This window comes from Maribacter confluentis, from assembly GCF_030505015.1.
GTDB classification, from domain to species: Bacteria; Bacteroidota; Bacteroidia; order Flavobacteriales; family Flavobacteriaceae; genus Maribacter; species Maribacter sedimenticola.
The window spans coordinates 1,849,168-1,875,966 of sequence record NZ_JAUKUC010000001.1; the positions used below are offsets into that span (position 1 = coordinate 1,849,168).

The window sequence follows — 26,799 nt, forward strand, 5'->3', positions numbered from 1 at the left end:
CAAATTAGCCAAACCTACTTATTATGATTAAAATCAATGCAATGTATTTTGTATTCTCAGGAGTACTATTTACTTATTTTGGATTAAAAGGAGAATTTGTTTTACCCTATAACGGAATTGCCCTATTTATGGCCTGGGCCTCTTTCTTTTTAGCATTTAGCGCCCATAAAAAAGAACGTTCCGGTAATAATTAATTCAAAACCAATTTTAAAACTTTAGCACTTTATAAACTTCTTGTTACCTTTAACCCGCACGGTAAATACTAAAGATGGCAAAAGTAAAAACTGCATTTTTTTGTCAAAATTGCGGAACTCAATATGCAAAATGGGTAGGGCAATGTTCTGCTTGTAAACAATGGAACACAGTTGTAGAAGAAGTGGTCCAAAAAGAGGAAAAAACCACATGGAAAACCAATACTCCTGCTAATAAAAGAATTTCGAAACCATTATTGGTCAATGAAATAAGTATTGAAAAAGAAGTGCGTTTAAACACTTTTGACCTAGAGTTCAACAGGGTTCTTGGAGGTGGCCTGGTACCTGGTGCATTAGTACTATTAGGCGGGGAACCCGGTGTAGGAAAAAGTACTTTACTTCTACAAATTGCCTTAAAATTACCGTACAAAACTTTATATGTCTCTGGCGAAGAAAGTCAAAAGCAAATTAAAATGCGAGCAGATAGGATTTTTCCCAATAGTGAAACTTGCCTAATCCTTACCGAAACCAAGACACAGAATATTTTTAAGCAAATTGAAGCCACTGCACCTGATATTGTAGTCATAGATTCCATACAGACCCTACATACGGACTATATTGAATCTGCCGCAGGTAGCATATCCCAAATACGTGAATGTACCGCTGAACTTATAAAATTTGCCAAAGAAACGAACACCCCTGTAATCCTTATCGGACACATTACAAAGGATGGTTCCATTGCCGGTCCAAAAATTTTGGAACATATGGTAGATACCGTCTTACAGTTTGAGGGAGACCGTAACTATGTCTACAGAATACTTAGATCTTTAAAAAATAGATTTGGTTCTACCGCTGAACTTGGAATTTATGAAATGCAGGGCAGTGGTTTAAGAGAGGTCAATAATCCTTCTGAGGTCTTGATATCTAAAAACGAAGAAGGACTTAGCGGAACGGCAATTGCATCAACCGTTGAGGGCATGCGACCTTTATTGATAGAAATCCAGGCATTGGTAAGCACCGCAGTTTATGGCACACCACAACGTTCTACCACAGGATACAATGCTAAACGCTTAAATATGCTTTTGGCCGTATTGGAAAAACGTGCCGGCTTTAGGCTTGGGGCTAAAGATGTATTCCTTAATATTACAGGAGGTATTTCCGTAGATGATCCGGCAATAGACCTCGCTGTTGTTGCAGCCATACTTTCCAGTAACGAAGATATACCAATTTCAAAGGGCGTATGTTTTGCCGCAGAAGTTGGTCTGGCCGGGGAAATTAGACCTGTTCAACGTGTCGAACAACGTATAACAGAGGCAGAAAAACTAGGTTACACCACTATTATAGTTTCCAAAAACAATAAAATTGGACTTAAGTCAACAACGATCAAGGTACTTATGGCCTCAAAAATTGAAGAGGTGGTACGTCATTTGTTCGGTTAACGTTTATCACGCATTATCCTGGCAAAAACCATAATAACTATAATAACGGCGGCAATAACTATAATCTGCCAGAATCCTACTTTTAAAAAAATATGCTCAATCATCTATGGTGCCGGATTTGGAATACTTTCATGAATAGCTTCAATTTCATCTATTATTTCATTGGATAGCGCTACTTCTATACTTCCAATATTTTCTTCTAATTGACGCATTGTTGTAGCTCCAATAATAGTACTGGTGACAAAACGCGTTGAATTCACGAAAGCCAATGACATTTGAGCCAGTGTAAGTCCGTTGGACTGGGCTAGTTCGTAATATTTCTTCGTTGCTTTAGATGCGGTTTCACCAACATATCTATTGTACTGAGGAAAACGTTCCAATCGTGACCCCTTGGGCAGACGGTCCCCTAAATATTTTCCACTTAAAGCTCCAAAACCCAATGGGGAATATGCCAACAATCCTATTTGTTCCCGTGCGGATATTTCTGCCATACCCACTTCATACAACCTGTTCAACAAGCTATAAGGATTTTGCACCGTAATCATTCTAGGTAAGGTACCATGAACCTTGCTTTCCTCTAAATAGCGCATGGTTCCCCATGGTGTTTCATTGGATACCCCCACGTGCCTGATCTTACCTTCACGAACCAAGTCCCTTAAGGTCTCCAATATCTGGTGTATGTTATCTTCCCAATGATCGGTAATATCATGCTTATACCCTCTTTTTCCAAAATAATTGGTCGTACGTTCAGGCCAGTGTAACTGATATAAATCAATATAATCGGTTCCTAATCGCTGCAGACTTCCTTCGACCGCTTCTATAATAGAATCTCTTGTGAACCCCGTAGTTCTTATAAATTTTGACATTTCTGCCCTTCCGGCAATCTTACTTGCAAGCACTATATCTTCTCTATTGCCTCTTTTCTTAAACCAGCTCCCAATAATTTTCTCGGTAACCGCATATCTATCTTTATGTGCCGGAATGGGGTAAAGCTCTGCAGTATCAAAAAAATTGACTCCTTGTTCTACAGCAAAATCCATTTGTCCATGTCCTTCGGCCTCTGTATTTTGATTGCCCCATGTCATGGTTCCCAAACAAATTTTACTTACTTCAATATCTGTGTGTGGTAAATTGGTGTAGATCATTCAATTAAAAAATTTATCATTTTAATGCAAAGCTAGCAATTATATTGAGGGTACTTACCTCATTTCCCTTATCTATCTAGCTCTATTAAAATAGGACAATGATCGCTATGCCTTGCTTCGGACAGAATTACGGACCTGGACAAACGATTTTTTATCGATTTGGCGACCATAGCATAATCAAGTCGCCACCCTTTATTATTGTTCCTAGCATTGGCCCTATAGCTCCACCAGGTATAATGTTCCGGCTCCTCATTAAACTCCCTAAAACTATCTACAAATCCGCTAGCAATAAAATTACCTATCCATTTACGCTCAACGGGTAAAAAACCGGAAACGTTCTTTAATCCTATTGGATTATGGATATCCCTAGCTTCGTGACAAATATTGTAATCCCCCAAAACAATTAAATTTGGATGGGATTTCCTTAATTTATTTACATATTCCTGAAAATCATCCATATAGGTAAGTTTTAGATCTAAGCGTTGGATATTGGTCCCCGAGGGTAAATACATACTCATAATAGAAATATCACCAAAATCAGCCCTAATATTTCTCCCTTCAAAATCCATATATTCTACACCTGTACCATAAACCACTGAATCCGGTTTGGTTTTCGAAAGTATGGCCACACCACTGTATCCTTTCTTTTGCGCGCTATACCAATAATTATATGAATAACCCGCTTGCTCGAACAAGGATAGATCCAACTGCTCTTCATGCGCCTTGATCTCTTGTAGACAAACTACATCTGGCGAAACGGTCGTCAACCATTCTAAAAATCCTTTTTTTAAAGCGGCCCTAATTCCGTTTACATTATAGGATATAATTTTCATTTCTATGTTTTGTTTCAAAAATAGAAAAGGATCGTAGATTTTAGGAATAAAAAACCCATTAAAAAACCCTAATTTCACGGTTTTGGAACATCATTTAAACCATTATGTACTACCAAAATAGAAATATGATGAAGTTTTTAGTATCCCTTACAGCAGTACTTTTTTCGATATCAATGGCCGGCCAAGCCTATTATAATGACTCTAACCGGCATGAAATAAAATTCAATGTTGGTCAGTTTCTTGTTACTTCCGTAATAGAAAGTTCATATGAATATTATTTGAACGAGGATACCAGTATTGGTGGCACCCTTTATTTTAGTGGAGATGCTACCGCTTATAATGGAAATTTTGGTATAGGCCCAAATGTTAGGGCCTATTTTGGTTATGCACCGCAAAGCGGTTTTTTTGCAGAAGTTTTTGGGTTGTACTATACTGGTGAAGATGATGAAGTTTCCCAAAATTTAGGCGGAAGGGATTATGACTATGCCACTACCGCCATAGGTCTTGGAGCGGGTTCAAAATGGACAACAAGAAGCCAACGTTTCATTATTGAAATAAATGGTGGGCTAAGCAGAAATATAAACCCAGAAGATTTTCAGAGCGATTTTATGTTCAAAGCGGGACTGTCCCTAGGTTTTCGATTTTAATAAGTATTTTTGAGGTTTAAATCCTTATGAAAATTATACTTACCCTTATTTTTTCGGTTATTTTCTGCATTAACCTTCTTGCCCAAAACACAATCTTAAAAGATAGCGTTACACAACTTAAGGAAGTCATAGTAATAGACACCCTTACTGCCAAAAACGCTATAGGAATCATTCCTTCCAAAATTATAGGTGCATCTGTATTCAATAACTATAGCCCTGTAGATTTTATTGGCGCTTTAAACCAAGTTTCTGGTGTATATGCATTATCCGGAGCCTTGAACACCAATAGAATTACTATAAGGGGCGTTGGGTCAAGAACCCCTTTCGGTACAGATAAATTAAGATTATATTACAATGATATACCGGTAACAAATGGTACAGGGTTCTCTACCATAGAGGCCTATGATCTGGAAAACCTAACTTCCGTAGAATTTATCAAAGGACCTAAAGGTACTGGTTTTGGAACCAACTTGGGAGGAGCCATTATCTTGAACACAAAACAACCGAGCAACAGACCTACAACTTTTACCAACAAGACCACACTAGGTTCTTACGGCCTGTTTAAAAATAATCTTGGTTTTTCCCATCATCAAAAAGATTTATATCTCTCTTTTCAATACGGACATATGGAAATTGATGGCTATAGAGAGAATAATAGGTTTGAACGTGATGGATATTTGCTGAATTCAATCTATAGTATTTCCAACAAAAGTGAAATAGGTTTACTGATAAACCACATAGACTATTCTGCCCAAATTGCCAGTTCCATCAATCAATCCGACTTTGATGAAGACCCAACACAAGCGGCATTTACATGGAAAAATTCCCAAGGTTACGAGGACAACAACTACAGTCTTATTGGTGTAAGCCACACCTATAGACCTACTATCAATTTAACTAACACAAGTAGTGTTTTCTACACCTACCTGGACCATTATGAACCCAGACCATTTAATATATTGGATGAGTACACCAATGGATTTGGTTTTAGGAGTTTATTTTCCGGCAACTTCAATGCATTTCAAAAAAACCTTTCCTATACTATTGGAGGAGAACTCTATAAGGATGAGTATACATGGGCGATTTTTGAAAATTTATATGAGCAGAATAACGGCAATGGCAGTTTTCAAGGAGATCGACTTAATGACAACAAAGAGTTTAGAACACAAATTAACGGTTTTGCCACTTTAGGATACTCACCGTTAAAGAATCTTGCCGCCCAGATCGGACTAAATATAAATAAAACACAATATGATTTTAGAGACCGTTTTACTACCGGAGAATTTAATAAAAGTGCCCAACGGAATTTTAAAACGCTCCTGTTACCAAGTTTAGACTTAAAATATACGGCTACGGCCTTAAGCCAAATATATGTCAATATCAGCAGGGGATATTCTAACCCTAGTCTTGAAGAAACACTTACTCCCGAAGGAGTCATTAATCCGGACATCAAGCAAGAAATTGGTATGAATTACGAAGTGGGCACCAAACTTACGGACAGGGAGCAAAGGATGCATTTAAACATTGCAATTTATTTGATGCCCATTAACAATCTCTTGGTGGCAAAAAGAATAGGTGAAGACCAATATATAGGCAGAAATGCAGGAAAGACAGAACATAAAGGTCTTGACATTGACTGGAATTATGTCTTTAAAATTTCTCCCCGTATATCCATTGCACCTTTTTTAAATTATTCGTTTAGCGCCCATAGGTTTGTGGAATTTGAAGACGAGGAAGCTGAACAGGATTATGCCGGCAATTCATTGACAGGGGTCCCTAAGCACAGAATAAATTTTGGATTACAAACTAGTTATGGAAATGGTTTCTTTGCTAATTTAACACATCAGTTCGTAGATAGGATTCCATTGACCGATGCTAATAGTATATACAGCAACTCCTTTCATTTATTAAATGCAAAACTGGGTTATGGCAGCCCGATCAATGACCATTTACATCTAAGTGTTCAATTGGGAGTCAACAATATTACGGATACAAAATATGCGCAATCCGTATTGATAAACGCAACTAGTTTTGGAGGTAGTGCCCCAAGATATTTCTATCCTGGGAACAATACCAACCTATATGGTGGTGTACAGTTAAAATATAGTTTATAACTACCTATTCCATCTTCTTTAACCAGGTCCTCATATCAACCGCACCATGAATGATTTGGTTCAATGAGGATATTGCTACGCGTTCTTGGTCCATAGAATCTCTATGTCTAATGGTTACCGTTTGATCTTCCTTGGTTTGGTGATCCACGGTAATACAAAAAGGCGTACCATTGGCATCTTGTCTTCTATACCTTCTACCGACCGCATCTTTTTCGTCATAGACCACATTAAAATCCCACTTAAGGTCATCTATAATACCATGGGCTATTTCGGGGAGACCATCCTTTTTCAGCAATGGTAAAATTGCCGCTTTAACCGGTGCTAAAACCGGTGGCAACTTAAGTACAGTTCTAGTTGTATTATTTTCCAATTCCTCTTCCTTAAGGGAGTTTGAGAATACAGCCAAGAACATTCTGTCCAAGCCAATAGAGGTTTCAAGGACATAAGGTACATAGTTCTTGTTCACCTCATGATCAAAATATTGTAGTTTTTTACCGGAATATTTCTCATGACTACCTAGGTCAAAATCCGTTCTGGAATGGATACCTTCAAGCTCTTTGAAGCCAAACGGAAAACGAAATTCAATATCTGCGGCCGCATCTGCGTAATGGGCTAATTTTTCATGATCATGAAAGCGATAGTTTTCTTCGCCCAAACCTAAGGACAAATGCCATTTCATACGCTTTTCCTTCCAAACCTCATACCACTCTTTTTGGGTACCCGGCTGAATGAAAAATTGCATTTCCATTTGCTCAAACTCGCGCATCCTGAATATAAACTGTCTAGCGACAATTTCATTTCTAAAAGCCTTACCGGTCTGTGCAATCCCAAACGGAATTTTCATTCGGCCAGATTTTTGGACATTTAAAAAGTTCACAAAGATACCTTGGGCAGTTTCTGGCCTCAGGTAAAGATCCATGGCAGTATCTGCATTGGCACCTAGTTTGGTACCGAACATGAGATTAAACTGCTTTACATCAGTCCAATTTTTAGAACCGGACATAGGACATGCAATATCCAATTCCTCGATCAAGGCCTTTACATCTGCCAAATCCTCATTCTGCAATGATTTTCCCAATCTTGACAAAATTGTTTTTCCTTGCAATTGATAATCAACTACCCTTTGGTTGGTTTCCAAAAAAGTTTGTTTATCAAAGGCATCACCAAATCTCTTGGCCGCCTTATTGACCTCCTTTTCAATTTTGGCATCGATCTTGGCCACGTAGTCCTCTACCAAGACATCTGCCCTATATCTCTTTTTGGAATCCTTATTATCTATTAATGGATCGTTGAAAGCATCTATATGTCCAGATGCTTTCCAGGTTGTAGGATGCATAAAAATTGCCGCATCCAAGCCTACAATATTATCGTTGAGCTGCACCATTGCCTTCCACCAATAGTCGCGTATGTTCTTTTTGAGTTCCACACCATTTTGACCATAGTCATAAACGGCACTTAACCCATCATAAATTTCACTAGATTGAAATACGTATCCGTATTCCTTTGCGTGGGATATTACACGCTTAAAATCATCTTCTTGCTTTGCCATGCGGCAAAAATAGAACAATAGCCCAAAAAATGAATAATTATTTTAACTGAAATTCTGAAGAAGTGATCAACCGCTCATCCTCAAAGACATTTAAGGTATAATTACCAGGGATCAGAGAACCTTCTGGTATCGTAATGGCCTCGCATATATAAGACTCCAATCCTGTAAATACAAACTCAACCCTTTTACTATACACATTACCGTTTACCGTAATGGTATTAGCATTATCCTCTATGATCTGTTTATTGGGGTCCAAGAACTGTAAATAGATAATTTTTTCGCTATCCGCTTCGCTCTCGTCCGCCAATATGGTTACACAGCCCCTTAATTTTTCAATAATAGATGCTTTATTGGTTTTGGTAGGCCTGGTATTTCTTACGATCCTGAAACCGCTACCCTCAGCATTGGCCATTTTTAAATAGCTCTTTGTCTTTAGTTTTTGATTCAATTCCAGAATTTTCCTGCGCTGTAAGGCTTCTGCCTCTGCCAATGAATTACTATTGGCACGTAATTGTTCTACCTGCTTACGCGATTCGTCATACTTATCGGTCAACAGCATGTTGTTATAGCGAAGGAAATTATTCTTTAATATTAAACTGTCGTTTTTAGACTCCAATCTTCTAAGTTCACTTTTAAATTCCCTTAGTTTTTCTACGGTAAAGTTTAACCTGCCCACAGAATCCAAAAGTTCCTGTACCCTAAATTTGGAATCTTGTAATTCTATCTCGTTCATTTCATTTTTGGCGGCAAGGCGATCTACATCTGCCTTCATAATGGTAAGGTCCCTTACCAATATAGCTTTTTCCTGCTCCAAAAAGTCTATTTGGGCACTAGACTGCGCATAACTGTAATAAAATGCAATCAATAGCGCAATGATTACAGCCACAAATGCAGCGAGCAGAATTTTATAATTGAATTTGTTATCTTGATTGTCCATTTAAAACACGGCCTGTAGGTTAATTTAATCTGTAAAATTCGATGCAAAACAGAATTTCAAATATACTAAAGGATGTTACTAACATTCTCCTGCCCATATCATGTTTTGGATGTAATGCACGATTATACGGAGGAGAGGTTATGCTTTGCACACTTTGCCGACATCAATTACCACTCACCGAGTATAATTTTAACGAAGAAAATGCAGTTGACCGTATTTTTTATGGTCGAATTAACATCAAAAAGGCAAATTCTTTCCTTTTCTTCACCGATATTGGAATAGTAAAAAACCTTATTCACAATTTAAAATACAAAAATCAGGAAAAAATTGGCGAGTTTTTAGGCGACTGGTTTGGACAAATATTGAAAAAAAATGGGCACCTTAATAGTATTGATTATGTTATACCCATGCCCTTACATCAAAAAAAATTTAGAAAACGTGGATACAATCAAGTTTCCTTATTTGCCCAACGTATTGCTTTTCACATCAACGCAACATACGCAGATGATTTGCTCATTAAAACCGCCAATACAAAAACACAGACCAAAAAAAATAGATTGGGAAGATGGTATGACAACCGTTCCCTGTTTGAAATTAGGAATAGTGACATGCTTAAACATAAGAACATCTTGCTTTTGGATGATGTTATTACAACGGGTGCAACTATGGAAATTTGCGCAAGTAGTTTAAAAAAAATAGACGGTGTTGGTATTTATATTGCCAGCATGGCCTTTGTACAATAGGCTTACAATTGTACAAAATATGTTGTTTCTTTGTGGTCGATTATAGCACGTATGGGTAGAAAAATTCTAGGTTTTATATTTTTATTTATCATTTTGTTGGTATCCTATCAATGTGCTCAAAGAGGCACACCTACAGGAGGACCAAAGGACATTACGCCACCAAAACTGCTAAAGGCGGAACCCGCCAATTTATCTACCAATTTCAACGAAAAAAAGATTCGCCTGTATTTTGACGAACTAGTGAAATTAAAAGATATACAAAAACAACTTATCATATCCCCTCCCTTAAAGTACGCCCCTATCCTATCACCACTTGGAGGTGCCAATAAATTTATTGAAATCACCTTAAAGGATACTTTGGAGCCCAATACTACCTACACTCTTAATTTTGGGCGAGGTATTGTGGACAACAATGAAGAAAATGCCATTCCGTTCTTTACCTACATATTTTCTACCGGGGATTATATAGATTCCCTTGAATTATCAGGTGTGGTCACAGATGCCTTCAATAAAAAAGTGGATCAGTTTATTAGTGTAATGTTATATAAAATTGACACTAGCTATACTGATTCTACCGTATATAAACGTCCTCCAAATTACATTACAAATACCTTGGATAGCGCCGTAATTTTTAAACTTAAAAATTTAAAAGAAGGCAAATACGCGCTATTTGGTATTAAGGATGCCGCTAACAATAATATATTTGATCAAAAAACGGACAAAATAGGTTTTGTGGAAGACACTATTAACTTACCTACAGATTCTATTTACCTATTGAATCTGTTCAAGGAAATTCCCGATTATGGGGTAGCCGTGCCCAGTATGGTTGCAAGTAACAAAATAAGCTTCGGTTATTATGGCGATGGTTCCGCAATTAGCATAGAACCAATAAATGCGCTTCCGGATACTGTAAAATCCATTGTGGTAAAAGAAAGGGACAAAGACACCTTAAACTTTTGGTTCACCCCTTTTGAGATGGATTCTATCCTATTTTCAATTACTAACGAACAACTCAAGTTAAAGGATACGTTTAACGTTAAAAACAGAAAAGTTGCTTTTGATTCCCTGAAAATTTCAATGAACCAAAGGGGAAATATTGAATTTGATCAACCTATTAATTTACAAATCAATACTCCCTTGATTAGTTTTGATACCACCAAGATAAAATTAATGGACAAAGATTCTGTACCGATTGTTCATACCATTACGTTGGACACACTGGAAAATCAGTTAAATTTCGACTTTACCATAGCAACCGGTCAAAATTATCAGCTTGATCTTTTCCCCGGTGCCATTACAGATTTTTTTGAACAAACTAACGATACCGTTTCATATAACTTAAGGACCAAAAGTCCTGCCGATTATGGAAACTTAACTTTAAACCTTAATGCCAATACCGTTCAATATCCAATCATAGTGCAATTAACCAATGAAAAAGGAGAGGTTCAACGTGAAATTTATGCTAAAGAATCACAATCATTTGAATTCATAAACTTAAATCCGGGTAAATATTTGGCCAGGGTAATTTATGACTTGAACGGAAATGGAAAATGGGATACCGGAAACTACCTTAAAAAAGTACAGCCAGAACGGGTAAGCTATTACCCAACAACTATTGAGTTACGTGCCAATTGGGAGAAGATTGAAACTTTTAACCTTATTGAATAAACACCTTGTATAGCTTAGGTGATTAATGAATTGTAAAAATATCCCTATCCTCCAAAAACCTTAATTTTTCACGGCTCTTATTAACAATTGCTTTATCCAGAGTCCTAATTATAGTTTCATCTTTTTCAGAAAAACCTATGCGCTGCCCTAATGGATCATAAATTCCAGAATGACCTGTATATAAATGACCTTCATTATCCTTTCCTACACGGTTAACACCAATACAATACACCATATTTTCTATAGCCCTTGCCTTTAAGAGTGCATCCCAAGCGTTAATTCTTGGAGCCGGCCAATTGGCTACATAAAGCAAAAGGTCAACATCTTCAGTATTTCTGCTCCAAACAGGGAATCTAAGGTCATAGCATATAAAAGGGTATATTCTAAACCCTTTATATTCCACAATACATTTTTTGGTACCTTTTGTATATTTCTTATGCTCGCCTGCCAAGGTAAACGTATGCCTTTTATCATACGATTCATAATGGCCGTTAGGGAACACAAAAAATAGTCGATTATAATAATGGTTTTCCTCTTTGTATACCATACTTCCGGTAATGGCACAATCTCTTTTTTGCGCCATTTTCTGCATCCACTGCAAGGTAATATCGCCTTCCTTTTCATGAATATTTTCTGGCGACATCGTAAAACCGGTGCTAAACATTTCTGGCAAAATGATCAAATCTACCTTTTCCTTTACTTGATCTATTTTTTGGCCAAAAAATGACCTGTTGCCTTGGGGATCTTCCCATTTGATAGGAGATTGTACCAAAGCTACCTTCAGATGCAAGTTATTTTGATTGGACATTATCAATTTATTCAAATAAATCTATCAACGCACTTAAACCTTGGGTCTTGGCATGGTCCAAAGCACTATTGCCCCTGTTGTCCTTTATGGACTTGTCCGCACCATTGGCAATCAATAATTTTGCAATCTCCAGTCTATTGAACTGTGCTGCATAAATAAGGCATGTAGCCCCCATTGCATTCCTTTCGTTAAGGGCCGCACCCTTCTCTATCAAAAGTTTGGCAATATCCGTAAATCCTTTAAAACAAACCCCCATTAAGGCTGTATTTCCGGATGCGTCCACAGCATCTATCTTTGCTCCTTTTTCAAGTAACAAGCGGGCTATTTCCGTTTCATCATAATACGTTGCCAAAATTAATGGGGTAGAGCCTCTAGAATCCTTACTGTTGACCAAAACGGCATTTTTATCTAACATTGCCTTAACCTCATTATAATTACCTTCCCTTATTGCCTTAAAAAAAAATTCGTTCATAATTGAAAATGTTACTGTTATTAAGTTATAAAAAGGTTGTTTTCCAAGTTTTTTCCTACTAATTTCATTCTTTCCTACAATGCTAATAATTGTACCTTTAAATAAAAATTAAATTTCTTTTGAAAACATTAGCTATTGACTTTCTTTTAAAGGAAGCTCCCATCGCAATCGCTATGGTAGATACTAAGTTAAACTTTATTAACTATTCAAACCAATGGCGTAAGGATTTTACTTTGAATAATTCCGATTATATCGGCAAGAATTTATTTGAGGTTATTGGTGAAACTCCTGGGCAATTTGATGAAGATTTAAAAAAAGGATTAAAAGGGAAGAAAATAGAAAATTTTGGTCAAAAATATATTTTACCCAGTGGCAAATTACAATGGCTAAAATGGAAAATTTCTCCCGTAAAAATAGACGATAGAAAGAATTTGGATGGTCTACTTATCTTTTTAGAAGACGTAACAGAAGATAAAAAAGAGATAGAATTATTACATAAAGCCGAGGCTGTTGCCAGGATTGGATGCTGGGAAGTTGATTTGATCAATAATTCCCTGTACTGGACCAAAACTACCAAGGATATTCACGAAGTAAGTGAAGATTTTGTACCCGATGTGGCCCGAGGTATTAATTTTTATAAAGAAGGTCCTCACAGGGATAAAATTACAGAACTTGTAAATATAGCCATTGAACAAGGTAAGTCATGGGATACCGAACTAATCATCATAACAGCCAAAGGTAATGAGGTTTGGGTTAGGGCAAAAGGTGAGGTTGAGATGGCCAATGGTCAACCCGTACGCATTATTGGCACTTTTCAGGATATAGACCAAACCAAAAAAATTCAATTGGCCCATGAAGAAATATCAGAGCGATTAAAAATTACTACCCAAACCGCACAAATAGGGATTTGGGATTTTAATCTGGAAACCAATGAGTTGGTTTGGGACAATGAAATGTACCAAATTTTTGGTGTAGAAAAAGATGATTTTTCAGGAGTTTTTGAAGCATGGGAATCAACCATTCATCCAGAGGACAAGGAAAAAGCTTTAAAAGCGACTGAAAATGCTATAACCGGTGTCAAGGATTTTGACGAAGAGTTTAGAATCATCTTAAAAGATGGTAGTATAAGACATGTTAAAGGAACTTCCAAAACCATAAAGGATTATAACGGTAAACCCATTAAACTTACCGGAGCCAACTGGGACATTACAGATTTAAGAAGTACAGAGCTAAAGTTAATAAGAAGTACAGAGTCTTTTACAGAAACCTTTGACAATGCATCTATTGGTATGGCATTGATAAGTCCGGATTTTAAATGGCTAAAGGTCAATAAAAGTTTATTGAACAGTTTAGGCTATACGGAAAAAGAACTGCTTAACATGAAAACTTTGGACATAACCCACCCAGAGGATATTATTACCAGCAAGTCCTTTCATACCAGTGCATATGACGGCCTAAATGATACATATCAATTAGAAAAAAGGTATTTTCACAAGGATGGTCATCTGGTACATGTTGTATTGGGGGTAACGGTAGTAAAGGACATGAACGGCAACCCTAGCCATACCATTGCCCAGTTTTTGGATATTACGGACAGGATAGAATCTGAAAAAAGATTGCAAACCTTGGTCGAAGTCACCAAAAGCCAGAACGACAGCCTTATGAACTTTGCCCATATCGTATCCCATAATCTAAGGTCGCACTCTACCAATATGACTATGCTGACCAAATTTCTTACTAAAGAAGAAGACGAGGAAGAGCGTAAAAACCTACATGAGATGATATCCAATGCTGCAGAAAGCTTGGCAGAAACCATTGCCCATTTAAATGATGTCGTACAAGTAAAAACAGGTACGCTAGAACATTTAAAAAGTATTGGCGTACTGAACACAATACATCACATTAAAAAAAGTATAGGCGGACTTTTAGAGGAACAGGATGCCGTATTGAACATTAATGTATCTAAAACTCATTTTGTAAATGCAGTACCGGCCTACTTGGAAAGTATCTTTTTGAACGTAATTACAAATGCTTTAAAATATAGATCTCAGGATAGAACTCCTATTATCGAAATCTCCTCAAAAATAAAAGGAGACTATGTATTGATCACATTTTCAGACAATGGTCAAGGCATAGATTTAAAAAGACATGGCGATAAAATATTTGGAATGTACAAGACGTTTCATAAGCACAAGGATGCCAAGGGAATTGGCCTTTTCATTACCAAAAACCAAATTGAAGCAATGGGCGGAAAAATTAATCTTAAAAGTACCGTAGATGTGGGTACAACAATTTTTATTGAATTAAAAAAAGCATAATAAGCATGAAAAACGTACAAATTTGCTGTATAATCGATGATGACCCTATTTTTATTTATGGTACTAAAAGGATTATGAAAGAAGTGGATTTTGCCGAAACTATCCTGGTCTTCAACAATGGGCAAGAAGCAGTGGAAGGGTTAATGGAAATTAGCCAAAGTGGAGAATTAATGCCAGAAGTTATTTTCCTGGATTTGAACATGCCTATTATGAACGGTTGGGAATTTCTGGACGAATACAAAAATTTACCAAACCATAATACGGAGAAGACCATTATCTACATTATTAGTTCATCTGTTGACCCTAGAGATCTGGAACGTGTAAAAAATTACGAGCAAGTAAACAATTATATTCTTAAACCAATTACACCAGATGATTTATCAAATATCTTAAAAGCTACAAAGACATAGTCTGTCTATATCTTACGACATAGATATATTCAAAATTTACTATTAGTATATAGAATCATTGGTATTAAAATGATTAATATTGAACTAATCGTTTTATTTATAGTGTCCAAAAGTATATCTTGACCCAAGCCAAATTTAAGAACTGTAAAAAAGATTAATTTAATGGGCGTATTTTCTAGTTGCTGCATTATCGATGATGATGAATTTTTTATTTTGAGCAGTAAGAAAACCTTACAACAAATAGATTTCAGTACGAACATTCTATATTATACCAATGGTCAGAAAGCATTAGATGGACTAGTAGGCCTTATCGTTGAAAATATAACCCTGCCTACCATTATCTTTCTTGACCTAAATATGCCAAAAAGGGATGGATGGTCTTTTTTAGAAGAATTTGAGGAATTTCCTGAAGATAAAATTAAACACATTCAAATCTATATTACCAGTTCCTTTATTAGTCCGTCACTGATCGAAAAAGCAAAAAAGTATAAATTGGTCAAAGATTATATTGTAAAACCCTTAACGGAAAATACGTTGCAGAAAATAATTTCCTCCAATAAAATTATTTGATGCTACCTAACCCCGGGCGTAAAATCTTCAGGTGCAATTTGTGGGTCATTTAACGTACCGCTACCTCCACTATCATTAATGATTATCCATTCTTGGGGATTGTACTCAGCATTGGCAATGTTAATTTCCGGTTTGCGTAAAGCCCTACCATCTTCAAACTCATGATCGGTTCCACTACCATCTTCACCAATTACCCCATAAAGATCTATAATCGTACCAAAAGGATCAACCAACGCTATATTATCATCACCGTTAGAATCCGCAGGTGAATTTGTTCCTACGATAATGTCCGGTGCAAAACCATACACCCGTTCAAACTCCTCAGCATTGGGCGATATTACCAAAAGGGACTTTGCCCCAATAGTATAGTTTGATAAATCTATGGAGGAACTTACGGTCAAATTTGCATTGGTATACCTTACCAAACTCCATCCTTTTAAAGACAATTTACTATCCGATGAATGATATATTTCAACGAACCTTGCGCCGGCATTATTGTTAGGGTCCGCTAGTTCCGAAATAAAGACATTGTTAGAGCTGTATTCATCAATTACATCCTTACATCTATCATTCATTAAATTTATGTCCTCCACATTCCTTACCGTTAAAAGAAAAGAATTCCCCTTTTTAGTCAATATTCCTGTAATGGTCCCAGATTGTGCCGGAATCAATTGTTCATGAAAAGTTGAATAACCGCTATTAAGTAGTCCCAGCTCATTGTCCTCACAATCCATTACGGTCCTAATAGTTTCTTCATTGGAAATTGCAAAGGGTTCGCCGATCAAATTTTCAGCAAATTCCACATTTTCCAGCTTAACCAAAGTACTTATCATATTGTCACTTAAATTGGTCAAGGACACCAATGTGGGCTCAACCCCAACATTATCCTTACATGAAGTAAAAATATGGTCAAAAACAACCGTTTTAGGTAGTCTGCCAACACTACGATTCCCAAATGAGGTAAATACGCCACCTATTTTAAAAAGGTCGTTAGATTCACCTATATAAAGTCCTTTTAATTTAACCTTGATATGTTGGCCAACATTAAAAAATAGATGGGAATCCCTAAGTTCCAGTTCTATCTGTAATCCATGGGTAGGATTACTGCGACTGTCCTGAATATGTAGAACGTTATAAAAATTTCCCGATTGATCGGAAGAGGTCACATAGCCTTCAATAACCAAATCTTCCTGTATTTGAGCAGTATCACCTGTAAACATCGCTTTAAGCTCACCAATTGTAATCGTATCATATTGTTCGTCGTTACAAAAGGTTTCCAATTTGTCAAAATCCCTGTCATCAACACAACCCGTTATTAATAAGACCAAGCTGGCCATCAATGAATTCAATATTTTATTTTTCGTTACGCACATATACCGAGGTTTTAAAAGCTAAATGCCAAATTCAAAAAATAGGTTCTACCAAATCCATACCAGTATTTAGGGGCAAAAGAAGGTGTACCACTTAGATTATCCTGATTTAACTGGCCATAATTACCATTTCTACTTTGCTCATAACCTCCTGTTCTAAAGGTCGTATCAAATACATTATTAACACTTGCGAACACACTCAAATATTTTCCGTTCCTTAACCATGACTTGCCACCTATAAGATTGAGCAAGTAAAAATTGTCCAATGGACGCTGTTTTAATAAATTTTGTACATTTTGAGTTGTGGCTTCTGGAAACTTCTCACCTGTTTCCGGGTCGGTCAGAAAACTTTCCGTTCTAATAATTGTAGAGATGTTGGCATAATTATTTGCCAAATAATTTGCGGTTGTACCAACCCACCAATATTTTGGATCTCTATACTCTAACCCTATAGCAATAGCTTTTTGTGGACCTTGGGCCAGTTTGTATCCTTTTATGGCCGCAATACCTAGAGATTTTGAACCGGTAACATCAATGACATCCTCGTTGGAACCGGCCGTATCAAAATTTATGGTTACAGAAGGATCACTGGCATATGTATGTTTGGCAATAGATGAAACAAAGGATAATTTAACGGCACTTGACAATTGGTATTCCAATCCTAGTTCCGTACCCATATGTAACTTATCCATATCAGTTAACACCTCTTGTACGAAATCTGACCCAATTCCTGAATCCACAAAGAAAAAATTTATATCGGTGGTATTTTGAAAACGGGTGTAATAGCCTGTTAACCTACCGGTAAGTTTAGGCAATCTTAAAAAATAGGTTGCATCTACAGTGGTAATTTTTTCATTATTCAAATTTGGCACAACGGTATTGGATTCCCTGGGATTTACAAAAACATTTTGGAGTATAGGTGCTTTTTGGATTAGGCCAATATTTCCAGAAACCCAATGCCTACCCGTTACCTTATAATTTATCCCAGATTTTAGGGACCTATTGGAAAATTTGATCTTTTCACTTTTCCCTAAGGAGTTGTCCAAAAATCTTTCATTTTGGTACAAACCGCTACGTTGATATTTTACTAGTTCATATTTTCCAGATAGAAACCAAGATAATTTATGAAGACGTAGGTTCAATTGGGTATATGCACTTGTACTATTACCTAACAATTTATAATGATAATTGAATATGTCTCCTTTCTTCTTATTTACATCCGTTGCTAAATCATTGCGCGTTTCTGAAAATATATCAATATCATTATGATATTCAGCACCCAATAAATCATTGATCAGTGCATAGTTTTTAGAGTGCAATTCTTGAAAGGTTGTTCCAAAATCTATCCTTATACTATCGCTTAAATTTATATTTGAATTTAGGTTCAAGGTTAATTGATCATCAGCAATAGTGTCGTCATAGAGAACATACGCAGCTTTTCCATTTTGACCTAAACTAGTATTGGCCGTATAAAAAGAACCCCAATTTAACTCTGGGTTTTTTAAAAAGCCATCCTTGGCGATTATAGCACTTTCAAAATTAGCACCTATTGGACTATTGATATAAAAACTAGGCAGATACCTATAATACGTTGGGTCTGGATTAGGCGCATTGTAATATCCTAATCTACTTCTTTTATAAAATCCGGTTTGATAACTTAACCCTGCATCTACCTTTACCCTATTGGATTCAAAAATGTAATTCAATAAGAACAATGGTTCCTTAATATGTCTTTCCCTGGAATTTCTGATTTTACCATTCTGTTCGCCCCAATACGGATTATATTTTCTGCCTTGAATTTCAAATACCTCCTCAGCTAACGCCGAAGAGCGACCTCTTCTATTGGAACCTACAATTCCTGCAATGTTTAAGGTATGTTTTTTATTAAACTGATATTCCAAATTACCATATAAAGAATAAGCGTCATATAAAGTTCCATCAATATAACCCTCTTTTGCCCATCTTCTAGACGCCGATAACATGAAGGCAAACTTTTCATTTTTCAATCCGGAATTATAAGTCGCCATTAATCTACCGGAATAGGTCCTGTTAGATATAGAGGAAGACAGCCTAGTACCAGGTCTTAATCTAGATGGGCGTAAATCTATATTGGTGTTGCCCAAAATACTCCCAAAAGAAAAATCCGAAACTTCCAGTCCATTGGCATATAACTGGTTTCTTATTACATCATTAAGACCTCCCCAGTTATTCCATTGCGGCCTACCATCTAACAATTTATTCATGGGCAACCCATTTAACCGAACTTCACCATATTGAGAATCATACCCCCTGACCCTGAAAAATGCCTGGCCAAAATCAAACGCGGCCCTATTTAAAAAAACATCTTTTGTGGCCTGGAGCAAGGCCAAGGAATTGGAATTCATTTCGTCATCCAACAACTCATCTTCAGAAATATTGATTAAATGTAAACTCTTCTCTAACGTTATATCCTTCTCTATTAAAATAACACCCAGTTCCAAATCTTTGCCCTCTAAAAAAACTGGTATACGTTTACTAACATAATCCTTAATAGATATTTGAAGAATGTAGGACCCACTACCATGATCAGTTAAATAAAATTCTCCTTTATAATTAGAAAGAACTTTATTAGAATTTCCTTCTAAAAAAATTTCAGCATTCTGTAGGACCTTCTCATTTTGTGCATCTTTTATAACTCCCTTTATATATAAATTGGTTTGTGCTTGAGACCATGAGATACCAAAAATGAAAATTAAAAAGACAATTATTTTTCTATTCATATAACAGCTTAAGACCTTACCATCAGGTCATTAAGATATCAATTACTTAATAATTACCATAAATTTTCCGTATACTAGTATTTTTTTAAGTCAAAATACCATTCGTGAGGCATTATTATTTTTTGTTATTAATTTTTCTTTATTCAGGAGTTTTTAGTCAAGATTCCAATATGTATCAAATTAGAACTATAGCTTTTTACAACTTGGAAAATTTATTTGACACAGAGAATGATAGCTTAATATTTGATGATGACCGCACACCTTCCGGCAAAGACCAATGGACCAAGGAGCGTTATCTTGGAAAGATTGAGAACATGTCTAGGGTACTTTCGGAAATAGGCTCTTCTGCCCATACATCGGTTCCAGACATTATTGGAGTTTGCGAAGTAGAGAATTTAGATGTTTTACAAGACCTAGTTGACCACCAAAATCTAAAACCTTATAATTTTGGTATTATTCATTTTGATTCCCCAGATGAGCGTGGTATAGATGTAGCCCTATTATACAAAAGGGATGCATTTATTCCGGTTAATTTTAATAGCCATAGATTATTATTGTTCACAGACGACGGAAACCGTAATTATACCCGCGATCAGTTGATCTTAGAGGGCTTACTGGATAATGAAACCATATATTTTATGGTTAACCATTGGCCTTCCAGAAGTGGTGGTGAAGCCAGAAGTAGGCCTTACAGATTAGAAGCGGCCAAATTGAACAAACGCATAATAGACTCGGTTAGAAGAGAGGATATCAATGCCAAAATAATTAGTATGGGAGACTTTAACGACGACCCCATAGACCCAAGTTTCAAAAAAGTTCTTGAGGTACGAAAAAATGCCAATAAATTGGATAGTCTAGACTTATACGGTCCTATGGAAAAATTGTATAGGAAAGGAAATGGCTCGTTGGCCTATAGGGATAAATGGAATTTATTTGACCAACTTTATATGACCGCTAACCTAATCGATAAATCCAAAAAAACGTATAGCTTTTGGAAAGCTGGTATTCATACCCCAGACTATCTAATAGACCAGAAGGGAAAATATAAAGGATACCCTTTACGCACCTATGCAGGCGGAACATATATTGGTGGGTACAGCGATCATTTTCCCGTTTTCCTTTATTTGATAAAAAAGGCCGCGCCTTAGGTCAGCAAAAAATCAATCCAACTCCTGGATCTCTATATTCTTCCACCGTACTTTAATACCGCCACCATCGTGAATTTGCAATAAAATAGAACCTACCCCAGCACCGATTATCTCATCCTCTAACGATACCATTTCCATACCATTGACCCAAGAGGTGACAGTATTGCCATCTACTTTAATTTTCATATGGTTCCATTCACCGAATTTTAAGGCATTGTCCTTTTCAAGTTCTGGTTTTACCAACCATTTTCTACCATAAGATTCATAAATGCCCCCAGTGAAATAACCCGGTGGAGCAACTTCTATTTGCCAACCACTTACCGTTGTACCTTCTACGGTAGACCTTATAAAGACTCCACTATTTCCATTGGCCTCTTGTTTAAAATCTAGGTTCAACACGTAATTTTTATAATGTTGGTCTGTAGACAAATATCCATAACCTTTATCCTTGCCGCTTTCGCAAACCAATTCTCCATTTTCTACATACCATTTTTCGGTTCCAAAAACGGACCAGCCTTCCAAGTCCACACCATTGAACAGCGGTCTACTTTGCGCATGCATAGAAACAGTACAAAGCACCATCAATAATAACGATGTAACATTACCCATCTACCTCTTATTGGGTTAATTGAACCATTGCCCCCAAGGAATTCTACTTAATATAAGTAATAGGCCTAAACCATAGAAAATAGCAATACTCTTAAATTTTTTATCACCTTCCACAAATTTCTTGTGCCTGGACCACCCTATGGTTATTAACACAATTGCAGCAATATTGATAAATGGGTGCTCTACGGCCAATAAACGTGCAGCGGAAGACAAACCTCCCATGCCAAATTCCTGTAAGGCACTAAGCCCACTTGGTGACACAAAGTATAGCACAAGGCCTACCAATAGTTGTATATGACAAAGAATTAGGGCAAAAAGACTGAGCCTTAAATCTTTGTTCATGTTGAAGATCCGTTTTCCAATAAGACCGGTTATGGCATTGGCAACCGCCAAAATTAACACCGCCAATGCAACATAGGCCAAATAAGAATGAAGCATTTGAATAGTTTCGTACATAGTTGTTTAGTTTTCAAATTTAAAAGTACTGAAATTTAAGCATAAAAAAACCCTGACTTTGCAGCCAGGGTCTATATTTTTTCTAAGAATTATTTTAGAAATTAAATCTTGCACTTAAGTTCCAAGTTGTACCAAAACCAAAGAATACACGGTTACTAGTATTTATACCATCATAAGTATCATCACCTGGCTGAGCAAATATATTAGTATCTGACTCCGCTATATACGTAGTATCAAAAAGGTTGTTCACGTTCAATCTAAAACTTAACATTTTATCATCGAATGGAATGTTGTAAGTAGCACCTGCATCAGCAAGACCAAAAGAAGGTAATTTTAAAGCTCCGTCAGGACCAACACTTGTAGCATCAAATTGAGCATATAGATTACCAGCAAAACGGTAACCAAAATCAACATTTAAATTCTCAACTACGTTGTAATCTGCGCCAATAAATGCTGTAAACTGTGCAGCATCACCAACTTTAACACCACCTAATTCCAATGTCTCAACTTGCTCAACACCTCCTATAACAATTGGCGCTTGGTCGTTGTCAAAATACGTTGCGGTAACATCATCCTTATACTCCCAATTACCAATGGACATCATACCTGTTAATGTAAATTTGTCACTAACAAGATATCTACCGTCAAGCTCAATACCGGTATGAACCTGAGTAATTCCTAAAATGTTAGCAGTTCCACGAATTTCATCAGGTTGACCTGCATTAAAAGTTGCTCCAACAGATTCAAACCTATCTTTCCAACTTGTGTAATATAAATTTACATTTCCTCTAAACTTAGAACTTCTGTAACCATATCCTAATTCAAAACCTGTGATTTTTTCATTAGTTAAATTTGGATTTAAATTATTGCCAAAATTGATATAAACTGCATCAAATAAAGGCTGCTTAGAATAATATCCTGCATTCGCGAAGAAGTTATTTTTAGCATCAACATTCCAGTTTAAACCACCTTTAACGTTTCCGCCAAGAATATTTTCATAGTCTGTCTTTTCTGCAGGTACTTCATTAAAGAATTCCTCCCTAGCAAAACCTTGATTAGACAATGCACCTTGGACAAATCCTGTTATATCTTCAGTAAAGTTATATTCAACTTGACCGAATACTCCTAACCAGTTTACTAAACCAGTATTATAGTAATCAATTTTTTCTTCATCATCAATATTACCAAATACCCACCATGGTTGGTTTGACTTATATGTTTCAGAAAATAATTGGTTAGGGTCATTCCTATTATCCGTCTCTTGGTAAACATCACCTCCTAAACGGTCATCTACCCTTCTATAATGATACCCTGTGTATTTTCTTAAATCAACACCAAAATCAATGGTTAAATCGTTGGAAATTCGATTATTGAAATTTGCCAAAATTCCATACCAGTTATGAGAATTTACGGATGCCCTTCTAGTGATACCATTTGTATTATTCTCATTTGGATTTTGGTCACTGTTGTTTACATATTGACCATTAATCTGTTCTCTTGGTGTATCACTAAAATCCGGAACTAATTGACCACTATTATATGCAACAATATCATCAACCCTAATCAAACCGTCAGCAGTTCTAGGTAGCGCAAATTGTCTTCTACCATTAATCTCACCAATTTCTCCAGTACCACCACCACGGCCAAAAGAAGCATAGGTAGAAGTCTCCAATGTAGTTTTATCACTTAAATTCCAGCTCCAGTTTAAACTAATAACCGGTTTATGATAGAAATTACGACGAAAGCTATACTCTTCACCGTTTCTATATCCCCAATCTTCATTATATTTTCTATTTGGCTCACCATCGCCATCACCATAAAGAATTTGAGTTTCTATTGATGTAGCCCTACTTCTCTGGTGGTGCCATTGTGGTGCTCCAGTAACCATGAACTCTAGATTATGATCACCTGCGGTATATCCTAATCCCATAAAGAAATTATAACCTTCAAATTTTGTTCCGTCAGCATACATATTACCACCGGTTCTACTAATTAACATAGAAGCAGAAAAACCATTGTCCAAAAGACCTGAAGAATATGACGCCAACGTTTTAACATAACCGTCATTACCTACAGTTGCACCAATTGCCCCGCCTTCCGCATTTAATGAAGTTTTAGTGACAACATTAATTGTTCCACCAACAGAAGATACCGCAAGTTTTGAAGAACCAAGACCTCTTTGTACCTGAATTGCAGATGTCACATCTGAAAGACCTGCCCAGTTACTCCAGTATACTTGACCATTTTCCATATCATTTACAGGAACACCATTAATCATCACTGCAGAATTATTGGTGTCAAAACCACGTATGTTAACACGTGCATCACCAAAACCACCACCAGATTTGGTAGCATATATAGAAGGAGTAGTGTTTAGCAACTCCGGAAATTCCTGAGAACCTAATTTCAATTGAATTTCTTCCGCCTTAATTGTAGAAACGGCAACAGGTGTTTTACGGTCCTTAGCAATATCTTGAACACCTACTACGACAACACCTTCCAATTCCTGTGCATTTGGCACCAATACAATAGAACCTATACTTCCTGTAGCAGTAAAAGCTACTTGCTTGGAATCAAAGCCAATGTAAGAAACTACAAGTGTACCGGTAGCAGCATTTACATTGATCGTAAAGTTACCGTCAAAATCCGTTGACGTACCATTAGAGGTACCTTTTACCATTACCGTAGCTCCCGGCAATGGAGAATTAGTGTCCCCATCTAGTACGGTACCTGTAATAGTTCCTTGTGAAAAAGCAGTTACGGTCATTAAAAATGCCGCTAATGCAAAATACATTTTTTTCATTTTTTTCAAGTTTTTTGTTAGTTTTTAACTCGCTGCAAAAGTCTTTTAATTTTTGTCCTCTAACGTTAAGGTAACGTTAAATCAGCCATGCAAAAATACCGGAAATAATGATAAAAATGAACTGTAAATGAATAAGTTATACTTTTTTGAAGAACTTAATGGAATTCTAGATTATTTCTTAAAATATTGCAAAAGTCGCAATGTAGAGCTATCATGGTTTGACAATTCCGAACTTTCTATATCCTTCAATATTGTACCTGCCAATTGTTTACCTAGTTCTACTCCCCATTGATCGTAACTATAAATATTCCAAATAACCCCCTGGACAAAAATTTTGTGTTCATAAAATGCAATAAGGGCACCCAAACTTTTTGGAGTTAATTTGTCTATTAATATTGTATTTGTTGGTTTGTTACCTGCAAAAACCTTAAAAGGAGTTAAAGCATCTATTTCTTCTTGGTCCGTGTTTTTGGCCTGTAGCTCAGAAACAACCTCTTCCTTGGTTTTTCCGTTCATCAAAGCCTCGGTTTGGGCAAAAAAATTGGCCATAAGTTTATTATGGTGTCCTTTATCACCATGTAACGAATGTTTATAACCAATAAAATCCGTAGGAATCAATTTTGTACCCTGGTGTATTAATTGAAAGAATGCATGTTGCGAGTTTGTTCCTGGTTCTCCCCAAATAATCGTTCCAGTTTCATAACCAACGACATTACCACTACGGTCAACACTTTTTCCATTACTTTCCATGATACCCTGTTGCAGGTAAGCAGAAAATCTGCTCAAATATTGGGTATAAGGTATAATTGCTTCTGTCTCGGCACCATAAAAGTTGTTGTACCACACACTTAACAATGCCATAATCACCGGGATGTTTTCTGAAAAATCCGTTTCCTTGAAATGAATATCGGCTTCATTGGCTCCTTTCAACATATCATTGAAATTATCATAACCAACCGCCAGTGCAATGGTTAGCCCAACTGCACTCCATAATGAAAACCGGCCTCCTACCCAATCCCACATTGGAAAAACATTGGCAGCATCAATACCAAATTCCGCTATTTTTTCCGAATTTGTAGATACCGCAGCAAAATGTTTTGCAATATCCTGTTGGGTGGCATGACGTAAGAACCACTTCTTTATCGTCGTGGCATTACTTAAGGTCTCTTGGGTCGTAAACGTTTTGGACACTACCACAAACAATGTAGTTTCAGGATCCAATGTCTTTAATACTTCGTTCACATGATCCCCATCCACATTACTTACAAAATGAACGGAAAGATGATTTTTATAATATTTAAGGGCTTCCGTGACCATAGCCGGACCCAAATCAGAACCTCCAATTCCTATATTGACAACATCGGTAAAAGGTTTGCCGGTATACCCTTTTAATTCCCCATTTATTACCGCGTTCGTAAATTCTTTTATATGCGCTTTGACCTCATAGACCTCTGGCATTACATTAACACCATCTACGCGTACATTATCCGTTTCTTTTGACCTCAACGCAGTGTGCAATACCGCTCTACCTTCAGTCTCATTTATTGCATCACCGTTAAAGTATTTCTTAATTGAATCTTCCAAACTTACTTCATTGGCCAATTGCATTAACAATTCCATAGTAGATTCATCTATTCTATTTTTGGAATAATCAAATAAGAAATCGTTCCATTGCAGCGTAAACTTTTCCGCTCTTTTGGCATCTGAAGCGAACATACTTCTTAAATGTTCATTTTTAATATTATTGTAATGGTTATTAAGCTTGATCCAAGCAGGAGTTTGCGTTGGGTTAATTCTATTTAATGACATA

The 26,799-nt window shown here is 36.5% G+C and carries 22 protein-coding genes; 10 read left to right on the top strand and 12 right to left on the bottom strand.

What is annotated here, in order from left to right:
• The first annotated feature begins 23 nt into the window (after positions 1 to 23).
• Both Q2T41_RS08135 and radA read left to right on the top strand, forming a co-directional pair.
• Positions 24 to 194: a hypothetical protein gene (locus Q2T41_RS08135; RefSeq protein WP_179213190.1), complete on the top strand. Its 171-nt coding sequence runs from the start codon at positions 24 to 26 to the stop codon at positions 192 to 194.
• Between the two features lie 74 nt (positions 195 to 268).
• Complete coding sequence (radA, locus tag Q2T41_RS08140; RefSeq protein WP_304435668.1) at positions 269 to 1,630, top strand: DNA repair protein RadA; 1,362 nt, start codon at positions 269 to 271, stop codon at positions 1,628 to 1,630.
• 104 nt (positions 1,631 to 1,734) lie between these two features.
• On the opposite strand, the gene Q2T41_RS08145 is transcribed toward radA, so the two are convergent.
• The gene (locus Q2T41_RS08145; protein ID WP_304435669.1) at positions 1,735 to 2,775 is read right to left on the bottom strand and encodes an aldo/keto reductase; all 1,041 of its coding nucleotides are present in this window, start codon (positions 2,773 to 2,775) and stop codon (positions 1,735 to 1,737) included.
• A 68-nt stretch (positions 2,776 to 2,843) separates the two neighbouring features.
• On the bottom strand, positions 2,844 to 3,608 hold the full coding sequence (locus tag Q2T41_RS08150; RefSeq protein WP_304435670.1) for an exodeoxyribonuclease III: 765 nt from the start codon (positions 3,606 to 3,608) through the stop codon (positions 2,844 to 2,846).
• A gap of 125 nt (positions 3,609 to 3,733) precedes the next feature.
• Here Q2T41_RS08150 and Q2T41_RS08155 point away from each other — a divergent pair, with 125 nt between their 5' ends.
• Both Q2T41_RS08155 and Q2T41_RS08160 read left to right on the top strand, forming a co-directional pair.
• A complete protein-coding gene (locus Q2T41_RS08155) occupies positions 3,734 to 4,255 on the top strand; it encodes a hypothetical protein (RefSeq protein ID WP_304435671.1) in 522 nt (173 codons plus the stop codon).
• 26 nt (positions 4,256 to 4,281) lie between these two features.
• Entirely contained in the window at positions 4,282 to 6,369 is a 2,088-nt protein-coding gene (locus Q2T41_RS08160; RefSeq protein WP_304435672.1) for a TonB-dependent receptor, read from the top strand.
• A 4-nt stretch (positions 6,370 to 6,373) separates the two neighbouring features.
• Here the strand turns inward: Q2T41_RS08160 and Q2T41_RS08165 are convergent, their stop codons facing one another.
• Together Q2T41_RS08165 and Q2T41_RS08170 are read right to left on the bottom strand one after the other, a co-directional pair.
• Positions 6,374 to 7,918: a glycine--tRNA ligase gene (locus Q2T41_RS08165; protein ID WP_304435673.1), complete on the bottom strand. Its 1,545-nt coding sequence runs from the start codon at positions 7,916 to 7,918 to the stop codon at positions 6,374 to 6,376.
• A 37-nt stretch (positions 7,919 to 7,955) separates the two neighbouring features.
• Positions 7,956 to 8,855 (bottom strand): DUF8428 domain-containing protein, encoded by a 900-nt coding sequence (locus Q2T41_RS08170; protein ID WP_144803075.1) that lies wholly within the window; start codon positions 8,853 to 8,855, stop codon positions 7,956 to 7,958.
• Positions 8,856 to 8,896: 41 nt separating this feature from the next.
• Here Q2T41_RS08170 and Q2T41_RS08175 point away from each other — a divergent pair, with 41 nt between their 5' ends.
• Positions 8,897 to 9,598 carry a ComF family protein gene (locus Q2T41_RS08175; RefSeq protein ID WP_304435674.1) on the top strand — a complete coding sequence of 234 codons (702 nt, stop codon included), beginning with the start codon at positions 8,897 to 8,899 and terminating at the stop codon, positions 9,596 to 9,598.
• A 51-nt stretch (positions 9,599 to 9,649) separates the two neighbouring features.
• Positions 9,650 to 11,266: an Ig-like domain-containing domain gene (locus tag Q2T41_RS08180; RefSeq protein WP_304435675.1), complete on the top strand. Its 1,617-nt coding sequence runs from the start codon at positions 9,650 to 9,652 to the stop codon at positions 11,264 to 11,266.
• Positions 11,267 to 11,288: 22 nt separating this feature from the next.
• Here Q2T41_RS08180 and Q2T41_RS08185 read toward each other — a convergent pair whose 3' ends face one another.
• Positions 11,289 to 12,074 (bottom strand): amidohydrolase, encoded by a 786-nt coding sequence (locus tag Q2T41_RS08185; protein ID WP_304435676.1) that lies wholly within the window; start codon positions 12,072 to 12,074, stop codon positions 11,289 to 11,291.
• Between the two features lie 7 nt (positions 12,075 to 12,081).
• On the bottom strand, positions 12,082 to 12,546 hold the full coding sequence (locus Q2T41_RS08190; RefSeq protein WP_304435677.1) for an ankyrin repeat domain-containing protein: 465 nt from the start codon (positions 12,544 to 12,546) through the stop codon (positions 12,082 to 12,084).
• 119 nt (positions 12,547 to 12,665) lie between these two features.
• Between Q2T41_RS08190 and Q2T41_RS08195 the strand changes: the two genes are divergently transcribed.
• From Q2T41_RS08195 to Q2T41_RS08205, 3 genes are all read left to right on the top strand, one after another.
• Positions 12,666 to 14,864 (top strand): PAS domain S-box protein, encoded by a 2,199-nt coding sequence (locus tag Q2T41_RS08195; RefSeq protein ID WP_304435678.1) that lies wholly within the window; start codon positions 12,666 to 12,668, stop codon positions 14,862 to 14,864.
• 5 nt (positions 14,865 to 14,869) lie between these two features.
• Positions 14,870 to 15,274, top strand: coding sequence for a response regulator (locus Q2T41_RS08200; protein ID WP_089260951.1), 405 nt, complete (start codon positions 14,870 to 14,872; stop codon positions 15,272 to 15,274).
• Positions 15,275 to 15,436: 162 nt separating this feature from the next.
• On the top strand, positions 15,437 to 15,844 hold the full coding sequence (locus Q2T41_RS08205) for a response regulator (protein ID WP_304435679.1): 408 nt from the start codon (positions 15,437 to 15,439) through the stop codon (positions 15,842 to 15,844).
• A gap of 2 nt (positions 15,845 to 15,846) precedes the next feature.
• Here the strand turns inward: Q2T41_RS08205 and Q2T41_RS08210 are convergent, their stop codons facing one another.
• Both Q2T41_RS08210 and Q2T41_RS08215 read right to left on the bottom strand, forming a co-directional pair.
• Positions 15,847 to 17,217, bottom strand: coding sequence for a DUF5689 domain-containing protein (locus Q2T41_RS08210; RefSeq protein ID WP_304435680.1), 1,371 nt, complete (start codon positions 17,215 to 17,217; stop codon positions 15,847 to 15,849).
• 11 nt (positions 17,218 to 17,228) lie between these two features.
• Positions 17,229 to 19,973: a carboxypeptidase-like regulatory domain-containing protein gene (locus Q2T41_RS08215; RefSeq protein WP_304435681.1), complete on the bottom strand. Its 2,745-nt coding sequence runs from the start codon at positions 19,971 to 19,973 to the stop codon at positions 17,229 to 17,231.
• Positions 19,974 to 20,077: 104 nt separating this feature from the next.
• Here Q2T41_RS08215 and Q2T41_RS08220 point away from each other — a divergent pair, with 104 nt between their 5' ends.
• Complete coding sequence (locus Q2T41_RS08220) at positions 20,078 to 21,121, top strand: endonuclease/exonuclease/phosphatase family protein (RefSeq protein ID WP_304435682.1); 1,044 nt, start codon at positions 20,078 to 20,080, stop codon at positions 21,119 to 21,121.
• A 12-nt stretch (positions 21,122 to 21,133) separates the two neighbouring features.
• Here Q2T41_RS08220 and Q2T41_RS08225 read toward each other — a convergent pair whose 3' ends face one another.
• The 4 genes from Q2T41_RS08225 to pgi all read right to left on the bottom strand — a co-directional run bounded on the left by Q2T41_RS08225 (position 21,134) and on the right by pgi (position 26,798).
• Complete coding sequence (locus tag Q2T41_RS08225) at positions 21,134 to 21,730, bottom strand: 3-keto-disaccharide hydrolase (protein ID WP_304435683.1); 597 nt, start codon at positions 21,728 to 21,730, stop codon at positions 21,134 to 21,136.
• Between the two features lie 15 nt (positions 21,731 to 21,745).
• Complete coding sequence (locus tag Q2T41_RS08230; protein WP_304435684.1) at positions 21,746 to 22,186, bottom strand: hypothetical protein; 441 nt, start codon at positions 22,184 to 22,186, stop codon at positions 21,746 to 21,748.
• A gap of 94 nt (positions 22,187 to 22,280) precedes the next feature.
• Positions 22,281 to 24,989: a TonB-dependent receptor gene (locus Q2T41_RS08235; RefSeq protein ID WP_304435685.1), complete on the bottom strand. Its 2,709-nt coding sequence runs from the start codon at positions 24,987 to 24,989 to the stop codon at positions 22,281 to 22,283.
• Positions 24,990 to 25,160: 171 nt separating this feature from the next.
• The gene (gene pgi, locus Q2T41_RS08240) at positions 25,161 to 26,798 is read right to left on the bottom strand and encodes a glucose-6-phosphate isomerase (protein WP_304435686.1); all 1,638 of its coding nucleotides are present in this window, start codon (positions 26,796 to 26,798) and stop codon (positions 25,161 to 25,163) included.
• Position 26,799: the final 1 nt, after the last annotated feature.

Coding starts and splice junctions, on each gene's coding strand:
- Q2T41_RS08135 (WP_179213190.1), top strand. CDS start 24: ATGATTAAAATCAATGCAATGTATTTTGTATTCTCAGGAGTACTATTT.
- radA (WP_304435668.1), top strand. CDS start 269: ATGGCAAAAGTAAAAACTGCATTTTTTTGTCAAAATTGCGGAACTCAA.
- Q2T41_RS08145 (WP_304435669.1), bottom strand. CDS start 2,775: ATGATCTACACCAATTTACCACACACAGATATTGAAGTAAGTAAAATT.
- Q2T41_RS08150 (WP_304435670.1), bottom strand. CDS start 3,608: ATGAAAATTATATCCTATAATGTAAACGGAATTAGGGCCGCTTTAAAA.
- Q2T41_RS08155 (WP_304435671.1), top strand. CDS start 3,734: ATGATGAAGTTTTTAGTATCCCTTACAGCAGTACTTTTTTCGATATCA.
- Q2T41_RS08160 (WP_304435672.1), top strand. CDS start 4,282: ATGAAAATTATACTTACCCTTATTTTTTCGGTTATTTTCTGCATTAAC.
- Q2T41_RS08165 (WP_304435673.1), bottom strand. CDS start 7,918: ATGGCAAAGCAAGAAGATGATTTTAAGCGTGTAATATCCCACGCAAAG.
- Q2T41_RS08170 (WP_144803075.1), bottom strand. CDS start 8,855: ATGGACAATCAAGATAACAAATTCAATTATAAAATTCTGCTCGCTGCA.
- Q2T41_RS08175 (WP_304435674.1), top strand. CDS start 8,897: ATGCAAAACAGAATTTCAAATATACTAAAGGATGTTACTAACATTCTC.
- Q2T41_RS08180 (WP_304435675.1), top strand. CDS start 9,650: ATGGGTAGAAAAATTCTAGGTTTTATATTTTTATTTATCATTTTGTTG.
- Q2T41_RS08185 (WP_304435676.1), bottom strand. CDS start 12,074: ATGTCCAATCAAAATAACTTGCATCTGAAGGTAGCTTTGGTACAATCT.
- Q2T41_RS08190 (WP_304435677.1), bottom strand. CDS start 12,546: ATGAACGAATTTTTTTTTAAGGCAATAAGGGAAGGTAATTATAATGAG.
- Q2T41_RS08200 (WP_089260951.1), top strand. CDS start 14,870: ATGAAAAACGTACAAATTTGCTGTATAATCGATGATGACCCTATTTTT.
- Q2T41_RS08205 (WP_304435679.1), top strand. CDS start 15,437: ATGGGCGTATTTTCTAGTTGCTGCATTATCGATGATGATGAATTTTTT.
- Q2T41_RS08210 (WP_304435680.1), bottom strand. CDS start 17,217: ATGTGCGTAACGAAAAATAAAATATTGAATTCATTGATGGCCAGCTTG.
- Q2T41_RS08215 (WP_304435681.1), bottom strand. CDS start 19,973: ATGAATAGAAAAATAATTGTCTTTTTAATTTTCATTTTTGGTATCTCA.
- Q2T41_RS08225 (WP_304435683.1), bottom strand. CDS start 21,730: ATGGGTAATGTTACATCGTTATTATTGATGGTGCTTTGTACTGTTTCT.
- Q2T41_RS08230 (WP_304435684.1), bottom strand. CDS start 22,186: ATGTACGAAACTATTCAAATGCTTCATTCTTATTTGGCCTATGTTGCA.
- Q2T41_RS08235 (WP_304435685.1), bottom strand. CDS start 24,989: ATGAAAAAAATGTATTTTGCATTAGCGGCATTTTTAATGACCGTAACT.
- pgi (WP_304435686.1), bottom strand. CDS start 26,798: ATGTCATTAAATAGAATTAACCCAACGCAAACTCCTGCTTGGATCAAG.